Source organism: Chenggangzhangella methanolivorans (assembly GCF_042648545.1).
In the GTDB taxonomy this organism is placed as follows: Bacteria; Pseudomonadota; Alphaproteobacteria; order Rhizobiales; family Methylopilaceae; genus Methylopila; species Methylopila methanolivorans.
Genome location: NZ_JBHRXS010000009.1, coordinates 137,674 through 154,933, shown reverse-complemented (window position 1 = coordinate 154,933; position 17,260 = coordinate 137,674). Strand labels below are relative to the sequence as shown.

Sequence of the window (17,260 nt, the reverse complement as noted above, 5' to 3'; positions counted from 1 at the left end):
ACGCCCGCACGGTCCGCAATCCCACCCAATGTCGTCGTTTGACGGCCGCTCTCCTTTCCGGCTGTTCCGCCGGAGCATGATCCAAGGGTTCTAGGGGGTCCTTAGTGAAAATCGGTTCGCCAAAAGAGACGTTCGCAGGGGAGTCGCGCGTCGCGATGACGCCCGACAGCGCGGCGCAGCTTCAAAAACTTGGCCATGAGTGCCTGATCGAGGCCGGCGCCGGCGCCGCCGCGGGCTATCTCGACGACGCCTATCGCGCCGCGGGCGTCGAGGTGGTTCCGACCGCCGAGGACCTCTGGGCGAAGGCCGACGTCATCGCCAAGGTGCGCCCGCCGGAGGACGCCGAGGCGTCGCGGCTCTCTTCGGGCAAGACCCTGATCTCGTTCTTCTACCCGGCGCAGAGCGAAGAGCTGCTGAAGCGTTGCGCCGACACCGGCGCGACCGTCGTCGCGATGGACATGGTGCCCCGCATCAGCCGCGCGCAGAAGATGGACGCGCTGTCGTCGATGGCGAACATCGCCGGCTATCGCGCGGTGATCGAGGCCGGCGCCAACTTCGGCCGCTTCTTCACCGGCCAGGTGACCGCCGCGGGCAAGGTGCCCCCGGCCAAGGTGCTGGTGATCGGCGCGGGCGTCGCGGGACTGGCCGCGATCGGCACCGCGACCTCGCTCGGCGCCGTCACCTATGCGTTCGATGTGCGCCCGGAAGTCGCCGAGCAGATCGAGTCGATGGGCGCGAATTTCGTGTTCCTCGACTTCGAGGAGAGCCAAGCCGACGGCGCAGCGACCGGCGGTTACGCGGCTCCCTCGAGCCCCGAATTCCGCGAGAAGCAGCTGGCCAAGTTCCGCGAGCTCGCGCCCGAGATGGACATCGTCATCTCGACCGCGCTGATCCCGGGACGCCCGGCGCCCAAGCTCTGGCTCGCCGACATGGTGGCGATGATGAAGCCGGGCTCGGTGGTGATCGACCTCGCGGCCGAGCGCGGCGGCAACTGCGACCTCACGGTCCCGGACCAGAAGGTCGTGAGCCCCAACGGCGTGACGATCGTCGGCTACACCGACTTCCCGAGCCGCATGGCGACCCAGTCGAGCGCGCTCTACTCCACCAACATCCGCCACATGATGACGGACCTGACGCCCGAGAAGGACGGCGTCATCGTCCACAACATGGAGGACGACGTCATCCGGGGCGCGACGGTGACCCATGCGGGCGCCGTCACCTTCCCGCCGCCGCCGCCCAAGATCGCGGCAATCGCGGCCCAGAAGCCGAAGGAGAAGGCCAAGGAGCTGACGCCTGAGGAGAAGCGCGCCAAGGAGCTCGCGGGCTTCAAGGCTCAGACCAAGAGCCAGGTAACGACGCTCGCTGCCGGCGCGGCCGTCATGCTGCTCGTCGGCGCCTTCGCGCCCGCGAGCTTCATGGCGCATTTCGTCGTGTTCGTGCTCGCCTGCTTCGTCGGCTTCCAGGTGATCTGGAACGTCAGCCACTCGCTGCACACGCCGCTGATGGCCGTCACCAACGCCATTTCGGGCATCGTGATCATCGGCGCGCTGCTGCAGATCGGCTCGAGCTCGACGATCGTGGCGATTCTCGCGGCCATTTCGGTGCTGATCGCGACCATCAACATCGTCGGCGGCTTCCTGGTCACGCGCCGGATGCTCGCCATGTTCCAGAAGTCGTGAGGGCGATCCCATGAGCATCGGAATCGTCTCCGCCGCCTATATCGCGGCCGCGGTCCTCTTCATCCTCTCGCTCGGCGGCCTCTCGGGCCAGGAAAGCGCCAAGCGCGCCGTGTGGTACGGCATCGTGGGCATGGCCGTGGCGGTCCTCGCCACAATCCTCGGCCCGGGCGTTGGGCATCTGTGGCTCGTCATCCTGATGGTCCTGATCGGCTCGGCCGCCGGCTGGTACGTAGCCGGCAAGGTCCAGATGACCGAGATGCCGCAGCTCGTCGCGGCGCTGCACAGCTTCGTCGGCCTCGCCGCGGTGTTCATCGGCTACAACGCCGACATCGAGCTCTCCCACGTCCAGTCGCTCGACGAGGCGGGGCGCGCGGCGCTCACCGGCTTCGCCGCGATCCTCGCGCACAAGTCGGGCGTCGAGATCGCGATCCTGAAGGTCGAGGTGTTCCTCGGCGTCTTCATCGGCGCGGTGACGTTCACCGGCTCCGTGGTGGCCTTCGGCAAGCTCGCCGGCAAGGTCGACGGCAAGGCCGTCAAGCTGCCGGGCGGCCATGCGCTGAACGCCGGCGCCGCGGCCGGGTCGCTGCTGCTGCTGATCCTCTACTGCAACGGCGCGGGCATCTGGGCGCTGATCCTGATGACGGCGCTCGCGCTGTTCATCGGCTGGCACCTGATCATGGGCATCGGCGGCGCCGACATGCCCGTCGTCGTCTCGATGCTGAACTCCTATTCCGGCTGGGCCGCGGCCGCGATCGGCTTCACGCTCGGCAACGACCTGCTGATCGTGGTCGGCGCGCTGGTCGGCTCCTCGGGCGCGATCCTGTCCTATATCATGTGCAAGGCGATGAACCGGAGCTTCATCTCGGTCATCCTGGGCGGCTTCGGCACGACCACCGGCCCCGCGCAGGTGATCGAGGGCGAGCAGGTGGCGATCGACGCCGCCGGCGTCGCGGCGGCCCTCAACGACGCCGACAGCGTCATCATCATTCCGGGCTACGGCATGGCGGTGGCGCAGGCGCAAGGCTCGATCTCGGAGCTGACCCGCAAGCTGCGCGCGTCCGGCAAGACGGTGCGCTTCGCCATCCACCCGGTGGCGGGGCGCCTGCCCGGCCACATGAACGTGCTGCTCGCCGAGGCCAAGGTGCCGTACGACATCGTCCTCGAAATGGACGAGATCAACGAGGACTTCCCCTCGACCGACGTCGCGATCGTGGTGGGCTCGAACGACATCGTGAACCCGGCGGCCCAGGACGACCCGAACTCTCCGATCGCCGGCATGCCGGTGCTCGAATGCTGGAAAGCGCGTCAGGTGTTCGTCTCGAAGCGCGGCCAGGGCGCGGGCTATTCGGGCATCGAGAACCCGCTGTTCTTCAAGGAGAACACGCGCATGTTCTACGGCGACGCCAAGGCCTCGGTCGACAAGCTGCTGCCGATGATCAACTGAGGCTGCGGACGGCCGAACAAGGAGGCGCGGCGAGCGATCGCCGCGCCTCTTTTCGTTTCGAGCATCGGCCTGCCGGGGCTGGCCTTGTCTCCGCCTCCGCACGCTCCGGGCGGTCGGTTGGCTCGCGCCGCCCTTGCGTCGGCGGAGCCGGGCGTCGGCGATCGGCCGGATCGTGGATCTCCGATTCGGAAGGCGCGGACGCCGGAGACGGGGCGCCCGGAGCGCGGCGCCGGAGCACGACGCCTTCAGGCTGACCCGCCACGTCATGCCCGCGTCTTGGCGGGCGTCCGCGACTTCGACCTAAGGCTCGCCGGTGCGGGAACGTCGTGGATGCCGGGGCCGCCGGGCATCACGGCGGGAGCGGACGAGATCGCATCACGCTTCAGCCGGCTCGCTCGCGAAGCCTGTGAGGCGGCGCCGGCCGCATCGTCCCTCGCTCCCCTTGCACCCAGACACAAAAAAACGGCGAGCCCACGTTGGAGCTCGCCGTGTCCATAAGTTATGCCCGGGCCGAGGGAGGAGGAAAGCCCGCGCGACTGCGCATGGAAGTTCGTCGTGGGCGGCCCCCCGGCAGGGCGCCGCCCTAGACCTCGTCAATTCGTGGGAAGGTGGAAGACCGTGAGCTGGCCGCCGAGAGCGGTGTAGTTGGCGAGCGCCGCGTAGCCGCCGACCGCGCCGAGGCCTTCGGTGCCGCCGGTGAGGCCCGCCGCGAGGCCGATGCCCGCCCAGCCGCCGACGCCCGAGAGCACCGCGACGTACTGCTTGCCCTTGTTCTCATAGGTCATGACGTTGCCGATGATGCCCGACGGCGTCTTGAACTTGTAAAGCTCCTTGCCGGTCTTGGCGTCGACGGCCTTCAGGTAGCCTTCGAGCGTACCGTAGAACACGATGTCGCCGGCGGTCGCGAGAGCGCCCGACCACACCGAGAACTGCTCCTTGTTCGACCAGACGATCTTGCCCTTGAGGTTGTCCCAGGCGACGAAGTTGCCCATGCCGCCATGGCTGTTGGGGGCCGGGTACATCGACAGCGTCGCGCCGACATAGGGCTGGCCCGCAGTGTAGCTCACGCGGAACGGCTCGTAGTCCATGCAGACGTGGTTGGTCGGCAGGTAGAACAGCTCGGTCTTCGGCGAATAGGCCGAGGGCTGCTGGTCCTTGGTGCCAAGCGCCGCCGGGCAGATGCCCTGGCTGTTGGTGTCTTCGCCGTTCTGCTCGGTCGAGTATTTGGCGACGACCAGCGGGCGGCCGTAGGTCTTGGACGACTTGTCCATGTCGATCTTGGTGGCCCAGTTCACCGCCGGGTCGAACTTCTCCGCCACCAGCAGCTCGCCGGTCACGCGGTCGAGCGTGTAGGCGAAGCCGTTGCGGTCGGGATGCGTCAGCAGGTGGCGCTCCTTGCCGTCGATCTTCTGATCCGTGAGGATCATCTCGTTGACGCCGTCGTAGTCCCACTCGTCATGCGGGGTCATCTGGTAGACCCACTTGGCCATGCCCGTGTCGGCGTCGCGCGCCCAGATGGTCATCGACCACTTGTTGTCGCCGGGGCGCTGCTTGGGGTTCCAGGTCGAGGGGTTGCCCGAGCCGTAATAGATCAGGTTGAGCTTCGGGTCGTAGGAGTACCAGCCCCAGGTGGAGCCGCCGCCGATCTTCCACTGATCGCCTTCCCAGGTCTTCAGCGACGAGTCCTTGCCGATCGGCTTGCCGAGCTCGGTGGTCTTCTCCGGGTCGACAAGCAGCTGGTCGTCCGGGCCGACCGAGTAGCCGCGCCACACGCGCTTGCCGTCGGCGATGTTGTAGGCCGTGAGGGAGCCCTGGACGCCGAACTCGCCGCCCGAGATGCCGACGATCAGCTTGTCCTTCACCGGCATCACGGTCGCGGTGTTGGTCTCGCCCTTCTTCGGGTCGCCGTTCTGGACCGACCACTTCTTCTGGCCCGTCTTGGCGTCGAGCGCGACGACGGTCGTGTCGGCCTGGTGCAGGAAGATCATGCCGTCGGCGTAGGCGACGCCGCGGTTGACCGTGTCGCAGCACATCACCGGCACGACGTTGTTGTCCTGCTTGGGCTCGTACTTCCAGATGATCTTGCCTTCCTCGTTGAGGTTGAGGGCGTAGACCGTGTTCGGGAAGGGCGTGTGCACGTACATGATGTCGCCGACCACGAGCGGGCCGCCCTCATGTCCGCGAAGCACGCCGGTCGAGAACGACCAGGCCACCGTCAGCTTCTTGACGTTGTCCTTGTTGATCTGGTCGAGCTTGGAATAGCGGGTGTTGGCGTAATCGCCGGTCTGGATGCCCCACTGCTTGGGGTCTTTCACGATGGCTTCCACGCTGTCGTTGGCGAAAGCCGGAACGGTTCCGGCGAGCAACGATGCGCCGAGCCCGAGAAACAGTGCGCGTTTCATGGACGTCCTCCGAAAAAGCGGGCGGCGGCGCCGGCGTTACGGCATTCTTTTTCGCCCCGTGGGCGTCCCGTCCGCAGAGGACTGTGAAACTGCTAATAAGGGCGCGAAACCGTAGAGCCGGCTTCCCGGGGTCGGCTGGGAGATTTTCCCGATCTTGCGCGAGAGGCTTGCGCGCAAGCCTCCAGTTTCGGACACCAAGACGTTGAGCTGAAAGGCGAAAGCCATGTCCTTGCTGACTGGACTCATGCTGCGCGTCTTCGCCGTCGTGGCCGCCTGTCTGGCGGGCGCCAGCGCCTGGACCATGGTCGAGGCCAACCAGTCCATAAGAACCGAGCTCGCCGCCACCGCGACCCGCGTCCAGACCGAGGCGCGGTCGCTCGCCTGGCGTGAGGTGATGTTCCGCGGCAACGAGGGCTCGCAGGCGCGGCTGGCCTTTCCCGAGTGGCGCACGGCGAATTCGCTCAGGATCGTCGGGCCGGGCTATTGCGTGACGCTCGAATGGAACGGCGACGCGCCGGCGCGGGTGTGCGGCGGCGATCCCGGCCGCAAGACCGGCGCCGCTCCGGAGTGGTTTTCGAACTTCAACGCCGCATTGTTCGGACCGATCGAACCGGAGCTGAGAACCGTCACCTCGGGCCGGCACGAGGTCGGGACCATCCGCGCCGAGGCCGACCAGGCGATCGTGGACTGGCAGGCCTGGCGGCAGGTCAGCGTGGTGGTGGGGGTCGCGGGCGCGATGGCGGTCGCGATCGCGCTTCTGGCGAGCTTCGCCATCGGGCATGCGCTGCGGCCCGCCGAGGTCATCACGCGCGGCCTGAAGAAGCTCGAGGACGGCGACCTGAGTGTCCGCCTGCCGAGTTTCGCGGCGCGCGAATTCGCGCAGGTGGCGAGCGCCTTCAACGAGCTTTCCGAGCGCCTCGCGCGCTCGACCGAGCAGCGCGCGGCGGTGACGCGGCGCCTGTTCCAGGTGCAGGAGGACGAGCGCCGCTCGCTCGCCCGCGACCTTCACGACGAGTTCGGCCAGTGCCTCGCCGCGACGCGCGCGCTTGCGGCCGCGGTCGCGGTCAGCTCGCGCGACCGGCCGGCGGTCTGGGACAGCGCGCGGGAGATCGGCGTGATCAGCGAGGGCATGGCGGCGACGCTGCGGAGCACGCTCGCGCGGTTGCGGCCTCCCGAGCTCGACGAGATCGGCCTGCGGCCGAGCCTCGAGCATTTGGTCTCCGGCTGGAACGCCCGGACCGCGACCGCGACGCGGCGGCCGACCTTCCGCCTCGAGGTTTCGGACGATTTCGACGACCTCGCGGCCCCGACCGCGCTCGCCGTCTATCGCATCGCGCAGGAGGGGCTCACCAACGCCGCCAAGCACGGGGCGCCGAGTCTCGTGCGCATCAGGGTGGCGCGCGTCTCGGCGCCCGAGCCGGGCGTCGCGGTCTCGGTCGACGACGACGGCGGCGGCGACGCAAGCGCGCTTTCCGGAGGCGGGACCGGCCACGGCCTCATCGGCATCCGCGAGCGCGTCGACGCGCTCGGCGGCCGCTTCGTGGCCGAGGCGTCGGACCTCGGCGGCGTCAGGATCGCGGCGAGCCTTCCGCTCGGCGCGGCGTCGGCGATGGCGGCTTGATCCGATGGGCGACCGCACCGTTCTCCTCGTCGACGATCATCCCGTGGTCCGGGCCGGCTACCGGCGGCTGATCGAGATGCAGCCCGGCTATTGCGTGATCGCCGAGGCCGACAGCGCTTCCGCCGCCTATCTCGCCTATCGCCGGGCCCCGGCCGACCTCGTGATCATCGACCTCACCATGCCGGGCACCAGCGGCCTCGAGGGCATCCGCCGGATCAAGGCGGTGGACCGCAAGGCGCGCATCCTCGTCTTCACCATGCATGACGGGCTGTCCTACGCGCTGAAAGCCTTTGAGGCGGGCGCGTCGGGCTATGTCACCAAGTCGAGCCCGCCCGAGGCGTTGATCTCGGCGATGGAGCAGATCTGCCACGGCGGCAAGGCGGTGAGCGACGACATCGCGCGCGAGATCGCGGCCGAGCGGCTGCTCGGCCGGCGCTCCGCCGTCGAGGGGCTCGGGCCGCGCGAGGTCGAGATCCTCAAGCTGATCGCCTCGGGCATGACCACCGAGGAGATCGCCGACGCGCTCTCGCTCAGCCAGAAGACGATCCAGAACTACCACTCGGCCATCAAGGCCAAGCTCGACGCGCGCACCGACGCGCGGCTGGTGCGCATCGCGATCGACGCCGGGTTGATCGACCTCTCGCCGGCGGACGTCGCTTGAGCGTCAACGCGCCGGGACGGTCACGACCGGGCCGCCGCCCTGGGGCGTCTCTGCGAGCGACATCAGCATCTGGATGACCGAGAAGGCGAGCTTGCTGTCGAAGTCGTCGTTCTCGATCCAGTAGGCGCGGCCGCGATAGTCGATGCGGGAGAATGCGTCCTTGGGGGCCTTCTCGCCGCTGCGCACCACGACGGCGGGCCGGCGCAGGATGTCGGCGTAGCTCGCCGTGCCCATGGTCGAGCCGCGCGAGACGTCGGCCTCCGACACCTCGACTTCGGAGGCGACGAAGCTCAGCACGCCGAGCATCGAGCGGGTCAGCACCGAGACCTTGCCGCCGGCCGAGGGCGCGCGGCCATAGACGACCTCGGCCTCCGTGGAGCCCGGCCTGAAGCCGAGCATCGCCCGCGTCTCGTCGGCGACGGCGCGCGACGCCGGGTCTCCGCCGGCCGCGATGGTCAGCATCAGCCGGCCGGCGGCCTTGGCCTTCGGGTCGCCGCCGCCCTTCTGGTCAAGCCGCACGCCGATGAGGTCGGCCTTCTGCAGCCGGCGCAGGTTCACGAGGAGCTTGGCGAAGCCCGACGAGCCGCCGCGGCCGCCCGATTCGAGCAGCCGCACATTGGTCAGCCCGTTGACCGACTGCACCGACAGGCGGAACAGCACGTCGACCGGGATGCCGCTCACCGTCAGCGGCAGCAGCTCGCTCGGCGAGAGCGGGCGCACGAAGCTCTGCGCGAGCGCCTCGCCGGTGACGGGCTGATAGGTGAAGGTCGGGGTCTGGCCGACGGTGACGCCGGGCGTGCCGACGACCGAATTCCAGCCCGCGGACGGCACAAGGCTCGCGCCCACCGTCTGCTGCAGCGAATAGCCGGAGATCACCTGCGTGGTCTTCAGGAACACCGGGAAATCGCCGTAGCGCAGCCGCACCACGTTGAGCAGCGTCTGGGCCTTCTGGCTGTCGCCGAGCGACTCGGAGTAGCCGATCTGGTCCTGGTAGAGCCGCTCGGGCGCGAAGCTCGAGCAGCCCGAGAGGCTAAGCGACGCCACGGCGCCGAGGCTCAGGATGAGTTTCGAGATGCCGGCCCCCGCCCGTTTCATCGCGCGACCCTAGCGGCGCGGGGCCACGCCGAAAACCCTCGGTCGGCGTTATGGCGACCACGCGTCGCAAGTTAGGGCAGGGGCGCGCCGGCGGGGCGAACGGCCGCCGGCGCGAGGAGACTTCAGGGCTTGGCGCGGGTCTCAAGCCCCGCCCATTTCGCCGCGAAGGCCCACATGTCCGCGACCTCGGCGATCATCTTGTCGGTCGGCTTGCCGCCGCCGTGGCCGGCGCGCGCCTCGACGCGGAGAAGGCGCGGCTTGGGGCCGAGATCGGCGGCCTGGAGCGCCGCGACATATTTGAAGGTGTGGCTCGGGACCACGCGGTCGTCGGTGTCGGCGGTGACGGCGAGCACCGCGGGATAGTCCGCGCCGGACCGGACGTTGTGATAGGGCGAGTAGGCGATGAGCGTCGCGAAGTCCGTGTCCTTGGCCGGGTCGCCATATTCGTCGACCCAGAACTGCCCGCCGGTGAAGCGGGGGAAGCGGACCATGTCCATCACGCCGACGCCTGGAATGGCGGCGGCGAACAGGTCCGGCCGCTGGTTGGCGACGGCGCCGACGAGAAGTCCGCCGTTCGACTCGCCCTGGATCACGAGGCCGTCCTGCGAGGCGATCCCCTGCGCCTTCAGGAACTCGCCCGCCGCGATGTAGTCGTCGAACACGTTCTGCTTGTTGGCCCGCCGGCCGGCGTCGTGCCAGGCCTTGCCGTATTCGCCGCCGCCGCGAAGGTTGGCGACGGCCGCGACGCCGCCCTGTTCGACCCAGGCGAGGAGCGGCGGCGAGTAGAACGGCGCGAGCGGAATGCCGAAGCCGCCATAGCCGTAAAGCAGAGTCGGCGCCGGCCCCTCGACGTCCTTGCGGCGGATGACGAAGATCGGGATCTTGGCCCCGTCCTTCGATCCGTAGAAGCGCTGCTCCACCACGATCCTGTCGAGGTCGATCGGGACCTTGGGCGCGGCCCAGACCGTGCTGGCGCCGGTCTCGACGTCGTAGCGATAGATCGTGGTCGGGGCGTTGTAGCTCGTGAAGACATAGAAGACCTCACGGTCGCTCGCCTCGCCGAGGAAGCCGCCCGCGGTCCCGACGCCCGGCAGCTCCACCTCGCCCGCCGGCGTCCCGTCGGTCTCGAAGCGCCGGACGCGCGTCTTGACGTCCTCGAGATAGGTCAGGATCAGCTTGCCGCCGAGCAGGCCGCCGCCGCTCAGGACCGTCTGGCGCTCCGGGATGAGGTCGCTGAAGACCGGCTCGTCGCCGCCGAGGTCCATCGCCAGGACCTTGCCGCGGGCCGCGCCCTTGTTGGTCATGACGTAGAGCGTCGGTCCCTCGTTTCCGACCACGTACCAGAAGTCGCCGTCGGCGGCCGCCACCGTCTTCGGCCGCCAGTCGGCGCTGTCGAGATCGATGATCGTCAGCGCGTTGTTGCCGGCGCCGGGCGTCGAATAGACCGCGAGATAGCGGCCGTCGTCGGTCGCCTCGACCGAGTGGATGAAGTGCGGCCGCTCGGGGTCGGAATAGACGAGGCGGTCGGCGGACTGCGGCGTCCCGAGCGCGTGATGGTACACCGCATGGCCCGAGACCCCGGCCTGGAAGGTTCCGCCGGCCACGGGCTCGGGAAAGCGCGTGTAGAAGAAGCCCGCGCCGTCCTTCGACCAGGCGATCGAGGCGAAGCGGGCCCACTCGATCTTGTCGTCCAGCACGTCGCCGGTGTCGACGTTCACGACCCTGATCACGCGCCAATCCGAGCCGTCGTGCTGGATCCCGTAGGCGACGTGCTTGCCGTCCTTGGAGGGCGCCCATTCGCCGAGCGCGGTGGCGCCGTCCTGCGACCAGCCGTTCGGATCGATGAGGAGGCGGTCCTTGCCCGCGGCGCCGTCGCGCACATGCAGCGCCGCCTGGTTGTCGAGGCCGGCGTTGCGGGTGAAGAAATAGCGGTCGCCGCGCTTGCGGGGCGGGGCGAGCCGCTCGTAGTTCAGCAGCGCCGAAAGCCGGTCGCGGAAGATCTTCCTGCCCGGCAGGGCCTCGAGATAGGCCTCCGTGACGTCGTTCTGCGCCGCGACCCAGGCCGCGACCTCGCCGTCTTCCCGGATGTCGTTCTCCAGCCACCGGTAGGGATCGGAGACCTTCTGTCCGAAATGGTCCTCCACCAGTTCGACGCGCTTGGTCTGGGGATGGGCGAATGCGGGCATGATCGTCTCCGATAGCGGATTGGCGAATGAGGGCGAGGGGAGGGCGGCGACCGGCAGGGCGAGCGCCGCGCACAGCAGCGCGGCCCGGAGGGGCGGCGAAGGAGGCGAGGGGCTGCGCGTCACGGCCTGCCCCCGAAGACGTTCGGAATCACGGGATCGCAGATCGGCAGCGTGCTCGCCGCGCGGATCGCCTTCGCCATCTGCTCGACCACGTCTTCGAGCGTGAATGTCTGCTTGTGGCGGATCGCCGCGACGCTGATGGTCTCGTCCACGATCCGGATCGCCGCCACCATGGTGGCGGCGCACAGGCGCACGTCGAAATCCTTGACCGAGCGGTCGAGCCGGTCGGCCACGATCGCGATCAGGGCGTCCTCGGTCTCCTGACAGGACATCAGCCAGACCGAGCGCAAATCCGGCTCCTCCGGCATGACGGCGATGAGGCGCACGATCAGCACCTCGTCGGCGATCTCCTGCTGCGTCTTGGCGTCGAGCCGGAAGCACTCCCTGAGATGGGCCTCGATCGTGGCCTCGCGCGGCCAGCGCTTCAGCTTCTCCAGAAAGCCGCGGTGAGAGGCTGAGAACAGCGGGTCGACGCAACTCTCCTTGGTCCGGAAATACCGCCAGACCGTGCGTTTGGAGAGCCCGGCCGCGGCGGCGATGTCGTCGCCGCTCGCGCCCGAGACGCCGCGCTCGAGGAAAAGCTTCGCGGCGTGGCGCGCGACCGACAAACGGGCGTCATCTCGATCGTCGACCATTGTTCCGCGTCGATGTGTGTCACTAAGTGACATTTATCGTGGCGCAAAGTGTCAGAAGTGGGGCGCGGTCGTCGACCATGCGCGATGGGCGCAGATGGCGGCCTCCGGCGCGGATGACGAAGTCGCGGACGGCGCACAAACTGTCTGGCGGATACGTATTTCTACCTATACGGTCCGTCGCGGCGATCGTCGCCGGTTGGGGGGTCCATGAAGCTCGTTCGGTCGGCGCGGCTGTGGTTCAAGGAAGGAACCTCGGACAAGCTCTACGAAGTCGATCTGATCGAGAACGACGCCCTTCAGTCCGACCAGCGCTTCATCGTCAATTTCCGTTACGGCCGCCGGGGCGCGACGCTGCGCGACGGGTCGAAGACGCCGCAGCCCGTCGCGGCCGCCGCTGCCGAAAAGATCTTCGACAGCATCGTCGTCTCCAAGGTGAACGACGGATATCGCCGGACCGACCAGCCCGCCGCCGCCGCCCAGACCCCCGAAGCCCCCGGGGCGTCCGGCCCGACCGCCCTGCAGGGCGAGGCGCTCGACGGACGCGGCCGCGAGCTGATCGCGCGGCTCGAGGCCTGCGTGCGAAGCCCCTGGCCCGCCCGCGACCTCGACCGGCTGGTCTGGCGCATCGGCCAGCTGAAGCTTCGCGCCGCCGGTTCCTTGCTCGTCGAGCTCGCGTCGCGGATCGGTCCTTCGGAGGCGAGCTACTCGCTCGTCTGGGCGCTTGCGCGCGCTGGGCAGGAACGCGCCGCGCCGATGCTTTCGGAGGTCGCCGCCAAGTCGAAAAGCGCGCTGACCCACGACCTCGCACGTTTTGCGCTCGCTTCGACGCTGATGGGCGAGGCGCGGATCCACGACAGCCGCGACGGCGACATCCTCGACGCCGTCTCGCGCGCGGCCGCCGAGGCCGGCGGCCTCGTCCAGGCGCTTGTCGATCTCGGCTCGCGCGAGCCGGCCCGCGTCGGCGGCGTGATGGCGGCGCTCGCGCGTCGCGCGCAGGGCGATCGGGCGCGCCACGCCGCGCTCGTGGCCGCGATCCGGTCGCTGCCTGCGCGCCCGCCGTTCCTCATCGGCCTGCGCCGCCTCTTCAAGCACGCCGAGATGGCCGACGACGCCGCGCTGTTCGCCGTGACGGCGCGCGCCTTCGAGACCGCGCGGCCGATGTATGTCCGGCCGAACTATCCCAACGCCCGGCCCTGGATCCCGGAGCTCGGCGCGGCGATCCGGATCGCCGACGTCGCGGGCCGGCCGGACGCGAAGGTCGGCCTCTCCAACGTCACGCTCGCCTATCTCAAGCGCCGCATCTGGCGCTCGCTGCGCAAGCGCGGCGAGGTCGGCGACCCGGCCTACGCCGAGCTCAGCTGCGGCTATCTGCTCAGCCTTCGGTCCGAAGACATGTCGCCCCCTGTCGTCAAGACGTTCTGGAAGCGCGGCGACAACGGGCGCTGGAGCCGCGAGGAGCGCGCGACCGGCGGAGGCCTCAACCGCAACTGGTCCGCGAGCCAGATCCTGCGCCGCGACGATCCGCTCGCCGAGCCGCGCTATGCGAGCCTCACCTTCGGCGAGAAGCCCTCCGACACGGGCGCAACCGAGCGCCCGGAGGCCTTCGCCGCGCTCTGGGACGCCCGGCCGGACCTCGCGCTCGATCTCGCGGCCGACGGCGCGGTCGAGCCCGTGTCGCGGCTCGGGGTGCGGGTGCTGAAGGCCAATCCCGGCTTCCTGAAGAGCGTCGACGCCGCGGCGCTGCTGCGCCTGCTGCGCTCGGTCGACGTCGCGGCCCAGGGGCTCGGCTTTTCGGAGGCGCGCGACCGCCTGGCGAGCGGCGAGGCCGATCCGGCGCTGCTCGCGGCGTTGCTCGCCGCCGACTTCCCCGAGGCGCGCCGCCTCGCCGTGACGCGGATCGACCGCGACCCCTCGCTGCCCTGGAGCGACGCCGGGCTCGGCCTTGCGGCGCTCACCTCTCCGCATGACGACCTCTCCGACACCGTGCCGCGCTGGGCGGGCGAGCGGCGCGTCGACGCCGTCGTCGGGGCCGAGCTCGCCGACCGCCTCGGCGCATGGCTTCTCGCCATCGCCCCGGAGCCCGAGGAGGCGACCCAGGCGCTTATCCGCCGGGTGCGCGAACGCATCGGCGCGCTCTGGCGCGACGGCGACATGCCGATCGGCCACGCGGCGATCGACGCGCTGTTCGCCCATCCCGCGGCCGCGGTCGTGGCCGCCGGCATCGACATCCTGGCGCTTGCGGGCGCGGACGTGTCGTCGGTTCCGAACGAGCGCTGGGCCGCGCTGCTCGGCTCGTTCGAGACCGACGTCCAGAGCGCGGCGTTGCGCCTCTTCGGCCGGCTCGACGACGACACGCTCGCAAGCCATGCGAGCCTCGTCGTCGCCTTCGCCACCGCGCCCTCGAGCGAGCTCCGCCGCGCCGCCCGGCCGCTCGTCGTGCGGCTCGCGGCGCGCGATCCGGGCCTCGCCGAGCGCCTGTCGCGCGATCTGATCGACAGCCTGTTCCGGACCGCGCCCGACGAGGCCTATCCGGGCGACGTGGTGGCGCTGCTCAAGGAGGCGACGCCCGCGCAGGTCGCCGCCATCGATCCCGGGACGCTGTGGCGCCTGCTGCAGGCCCGCGCCAAGGGCGCGCAGCTGCTCGGCTCGACCGAGATCCAGAACCGCCCGGCCTCGCAGCTTTCTGTGCGCCAGATCGCGCGGCTCGGAAACCACCCGCATCTTGCCGCGCGGACATGGGCGCTCGCCGCGTTCCGCGACGATCCCGGCCGCTTCCAGAACGAGGCCGAGGACGCGGTGCTGCTGGTCGAAAGCGACTGGGACGACGCGCAGGAGTTCGCGCGCTCCTACTTCGACGGCTGGCCGGAGGACGCCTGGAGCCCGGCGGCGCTCGCCGTCGTCACCGACAGCGTGAAGCCCGACGTGCTCGCCTTCGCCCGCCGCCTGCTGCGCAGCCGCCTCGCCCCCGGCGACGCCGCGGCGCAGCTGACGCGCCTGCTCGAGCACCCCGCGCAGTCGATGCATCTGCTCGCCACCGAGCTCATGACCGAGGACGCCGCCGCAAGCGAGGAGGCGTTCGACAAGCTCCTGCCGCTCGCCCGCATCGTCATGCTGCAGGTCCACAAGGGACGCATCGCCAAGGACCGCGTCACGGCCTTCCTGCTGAAGGAGGCGCTGCGCGACCGCGGCCGAGCCGAGCGCGTCGCGCCGCTGTTCGCCGATCTCTCGATCGCCGGCGTCGCGCGCGACCGCGCCGCCGCGATCCTGGCGTTGCGCGACATCGGCGCGGCCCATCCGGGAATCGAGACACCGCTCAATCGGCGCGCGGCGCCCGTGAGGGCCGCCTGATGAATTTCGTGCATCGCTATTTCGGCGCGACCTCGGCGTCGTCGGACGCGCTTTCGACCGCGCTCGCCTTCGCGCCCGACCTCTTGCGCGAGCCCACTTATTTCGTCGGCAAGGTGCGCCGCCACCTGCCGTTCCGCGAGGCGATCTCGGCGCTGCATCACGTCGTGGTCTCGGACCTGCGCTTCAAGCCGAAGGACCGCACCGCCTATTTCGCCTGGCTGAAGGACCACGAGGAGCAGCTGCTCGCCGAGGCCGTCGCCGAGCGCGGCGCGGTGAGGGAGCGGATCGACGCGCTTCGCGTGGAGTTCGCCGACATCCACAAGCTGTCGAGCGAGATCATGCGCCCGTTCTACGGCGCCCAGAAGCGCTACTTCGACTGGCTCTACCAGAACAACCGCGACGCCTGGTTCGTGCTGGACCCGGTCATCACCGTCCATCCCGACGAGGTGTTCTTCGAGTGCTTCAGCCTCGACGAATCCACCTATGGCCGGCTGTCCTGCGACCACGACGTGTTCGAGCGCGTCGAGGAGATGGCCTGTGGCACCACCAACATCGACTACAGCCACGCGCTCTACGACGAGTTCCAGAAGATCCGCAGCTATCGCGACACCTCGCTCACCATCGAGCCCTCGGGCTTCGAGGTGCAGACGGCGGGCGAGGCCAATTTCCGCGAGGAGAAGATCGACCTGCCGGACAGCTGGATGCGCGGCTTCCTGCAGGTCTCGAGCGCGATGGCGCAGCCGGCCCACGTCGTCGACCTCGCTCCGGTCGACATGCACGCGATCCTCAGCCGTCTCGCGGCCAAGCGCGAGCGCCACGGGCCGCGGTCGCTGCGCTTCCTGCTGGAGCCCGACAAGCCGGTCGAGGTGCTGATCGAGCCGTGGAACGACCGGCTCACCTTCCGCCGCTCGATCTACAAGGGCTCCGAGCCCGCCGAGATCCGCATCTGGGGCCGGCGCCGGCTCGCCATCCTCGAACGCGCGCTGCCGCTCGCGAAATCGGTGCGGCTGCATCTGCTCGGCAGCGGCCTGCCGTCCTTCGCGGTCGTCGACTATGGCGGCCTGCGCTTCACGCTCGGGCTTTCGGGCTGGACCGCCAACGACTGGTCGCGCGCCGGCCAGTTCGACCTGCTCGCGCCCCGCACGGAGGTCGACGAGACCACCGCGCAAAAGGTGTTCGACGCGCTGAAGGGCCAGCATTTCGCGACCGTCCCCGAACTCGCCTTCGAGACGGGGCTCGACCGCTCGATCGTGGCTGGCGCGCTCGGCCTCTATGTGCAGGCGGGCCGCGCGATGTACGACCTCGACAAGGGCGTCTATCGCCTGCGCGAGCTCGTGCGCGACCCGCTGAAGCCCGGCGCGCTGCGCTTTTCTTCGGAACAGGAGGAGAAAGCCGACCGCTTCGTCGCGGCGAGGCTCGTCACGATCGGCTCGGTGGATACGCGCGAGGGAAAACGCGTCGTCTCCGGCGAGGTGATGGACGACGGCAAGACGCATCATCCGCGCCTCGTCATCGACGCCGACGATCGGCTCTCGACCGCGGCCTGCGACTGCTGGTTCTACGGTCACAACAAGCTGATGCGCGGCCCCTGCGAGCACATGCTGGCGCTGCGCCGGCTCTATCACTTGGAGGTCGAGGGCAAGCCCCGCGCCTTCCGGGCGGAGGGCGTGGCGTGATGGTTTGCCATGCAGGCGCGGGAGCCGCGACGCTGTCCGTCCTCGCAAGGGGGAGGGGCGCGCGCGCGGCGCGTCCCGCGTTTTCGAGATTGATGGATCGGCGCGGGGCCCCTAAGCTCCGCGTCATGAGGGGCGCCGGCCGGCGAGGACCTTGCAATCCGGGCGGCGTTTCGCCGTCCTTGCACCTTGCCCGGCAAAGCGTCACTGGCCCGCTCTTCACTGGGGCGGCATTGGGCACCGGTGCGTGTTTACGGTTTGGGTTCGTTGAACCCAAACACGCACCGGTGCCCATGCCGCCTTCGAGTGGACCGGTCCAGTCCCAGGACGAGACGAAGGCAAGCCGTCCGGCGCTCCTCATCTCCCCCCTTAAGACGATCTCCGCGGGGCCGCGCC

General features: G+C 69.5%; 10 protein-coding genes. 6 read left to right on the top strand and 4 right to left on the bottom strand.

What is annotated here, in order from left to right:
- Positions 1-104 precede the first annotated feature (104 nt).
- Together ACFOWB_RS19665 and ACFOWB_RS19660 are read left to right on the top strand one after the other, a co-directional pair.
- Positions 105-1,679, top strand: a complete 1,575-nt coding sequence (locus tag ACFOWB_RS19665) for a Re/Si-specific NAD(P)(+) transhydrogenase subunit alpha (RefSeq protein ID WP_378148894.1) — start codon at positions 105-107, stop codon at positions 1,677-1,679.
- A 10-nt stretch (positions 1,680-1,689) separates the two neighbouring features.
- The gene (locus ACFOWB_RS19660; RefSeq protein WP_378148893.1) at positions 1,690-3,123 is read left to right on the top strand and encodes an NAD(P)(+) transhydrogenase (Re/Si-specific) subunit beta; all 1,434 of its coding nucleotides are present in this window, start codon (positions 1,690-1,692) and stop codon (positions 3,121-3,123) included.
- Positions 3,124-3,716: 593 nt separating this feature from the next.
- Here ACFOWB_RS19660 and xoxF5 read toward each other — a convergent pair.
- Positions 3,717-5,525, bottom strand: coding sequence for a lanthanide-dependent methanol dehydrogenase XoxF5 (gene xoxF5 / locus ACFOWB_RS19655; RefSeq protein WP_378148892.1), 1,809 nt, complete (start codon positions 5,523-5,525; stop codon positions 3,717-3,719).
- A gap of 223 nt (positions 5,526-5,748) precedes the next feature.
- Here xoxF5 and ACFOWB_RS19650 point away from each other — a divergent pair, with 223 nt between their 5' ends.
- Positions 5,749-7,146, top strand: coding sequence for a histidine kinase (locus ACFOWB_RS19650; protein WP_261401959.1), 1,398 nt, complete (start codon positions 5,749-5,751; stop codon positions 7,144-7,146).
- A 4-nt stretch (positions 7,147-7,150) separates the two neighbouring features.
- Complete coding sequence (locus ACFOWB_RS19645) at positions 7,151-7,807, top strand: response regulator (protein ID WP_261401960.1); 657 nt, start codon at positions 7,151-7,153, stop codon at positions 7,805-7,807.
- A 3-nt stretch (positions 7,808-7,810) separates the two neighbouring features.
- Here the strand turns inward: ACFOWB_RS19645 and ACFOWB_RS19640 are convergent, their stop codons facing one another.
- From ACFOWB_RS19640 to ACFOWB_RS19630, 3 genes are all read right to left on the bottom strand, one after another.
- On the bottom strand, positions 7,811-8,902 hold the full coding sequence (locus tag ACFOWB_RS19640; protein ID WP_261401961.1) for a hypothetical protein: 1,092 nt from the start codon (positions 8,900-8,902) through the stop codon (positions 7,811-7,813).
- A 122-nt stretch (positions 8,903-9,024) separates the two neighbouring features.
- Positions 9,025-11,088 (bottom strand): prolyl oligopeptidase family serine peptidase, encoded by a 2,064-nt coding sequence (locus ACFOWB_RS19635; protein WP_378148891.1) that lies wholly within the window; start codon positions 11,086-11,088, stop codon positions 9,025-9,027.
- A gap of 119 nt (positions 11,089-11,207) precedes the next feature.
- A complete protein-coding gene (locus tag ACFOWB_RS19630) occupies positions 11,208-11,843 on the bottom strand; it encodes a TetR/AcrR family transcriptional regulator (protein WP_378148890.1) in 636 nt (211 codons plus the stop codon).
- A gap of 207 nt (positions 11,844-12,050) precedes the next feature.
- Between ACFOWB_RS19630 and ACFOWB_RS19625 the strand changes: the two genes are divergently transcribed.
- Entirely contained in the window at positions 12,051-15,191 is a 3,141-nt protein-coding gene (locus ACFOWB_RS19625) for a hypothetical protein (protein WP_378148889.1), read from the top strand.
- Entirely contained in the window at positions 15,191-16,867 is a 1,677-nt protein-coding gene (locus tag ACFOWB_RS19620) for an SWIM zinc finger family protein (RefSeq protein WP_378148888.1), read from the top strand. Before ACFOWB_RS19625 ends, ACFOWB_RS19620 begins: the two co-directional genes overlap by 1 nt.
- Positions 16,868-17,260 lie beyond the last annotated feature (393 nt).

What these genes read in the sequence shown, in the direction of transcription:
- ACFOWB_RS19660 (WP_378148893.1), top strand. Translation starts at nt 1,690, where the DNA reads ATGAGCATCGGAATCGTCTCCGCCGCCTATATCGCGGCCGCGGTCCTC.
- xoxF5 (WP_378148892.1), bottom strand. Translation starts at nt 5,525, where the DNA reads ATGAAACGCGCACTGTTTCTCGGGCTCGGCGCATCGTTGCTCGCCGGA.
- ACFOWB_RS19650 (WP_261401959.1), top strand. Translation starts at nt 5,749, where the DNA reads ATGTCCTTGCTGACTGGACTCATGCTGCGCGTCTTCGCCGTCGTGGCC.
- ACFOWB_RS19645 (WP_261401960.1), top strand. Translation starts at nt 7,151, where the DNA reads ATGGGCGACCGCACCGTTCTCCTCGTCGACGATCATCCCGTGGTCCGG.
- ACFOWB_RS19640 (WP_261401961.1), bottom strand. Translation starts at nt 8,902, where the DNA reads ATGAAACGGGCGGGGGCCGGCATCTCGAAACTCATCCTGAGCCTCGGC.
- ACFOWB_RS19635 (WP_378148891.1), bottom strand. Translation starts at nt 11,088, where the DNA reads ATGCCCGCATTCGCCCATCCCCAGACCAAGCGCGTCGAACTGGTGGAG.
- ACFOWB_RS19630 (WP_378148890.1), bottom strand. Translation starts at nt 11,843, where the DNA reads ATGGTCGACGATCGAGATGACGCCCGTTTGTCGGTCGCGCGCCACGCC.
- ACFOWB_RS19625 (WP_378148889.1), top strand. Translation starts at nt 12,051, where the DNA reads ATGAAGCTCGTTCGGTCGGCGCGGCTGTGGTTCAAGGAAGGAACCTCG.
- ACFOWB_RS19620 (WP_378148888.1), top strand. Translation starts at nt 15,191, where the DNA reads ATGAATTTCGTGCATCGCTATTTCGGCGCGACCTCGGCGTCGTCGGAC.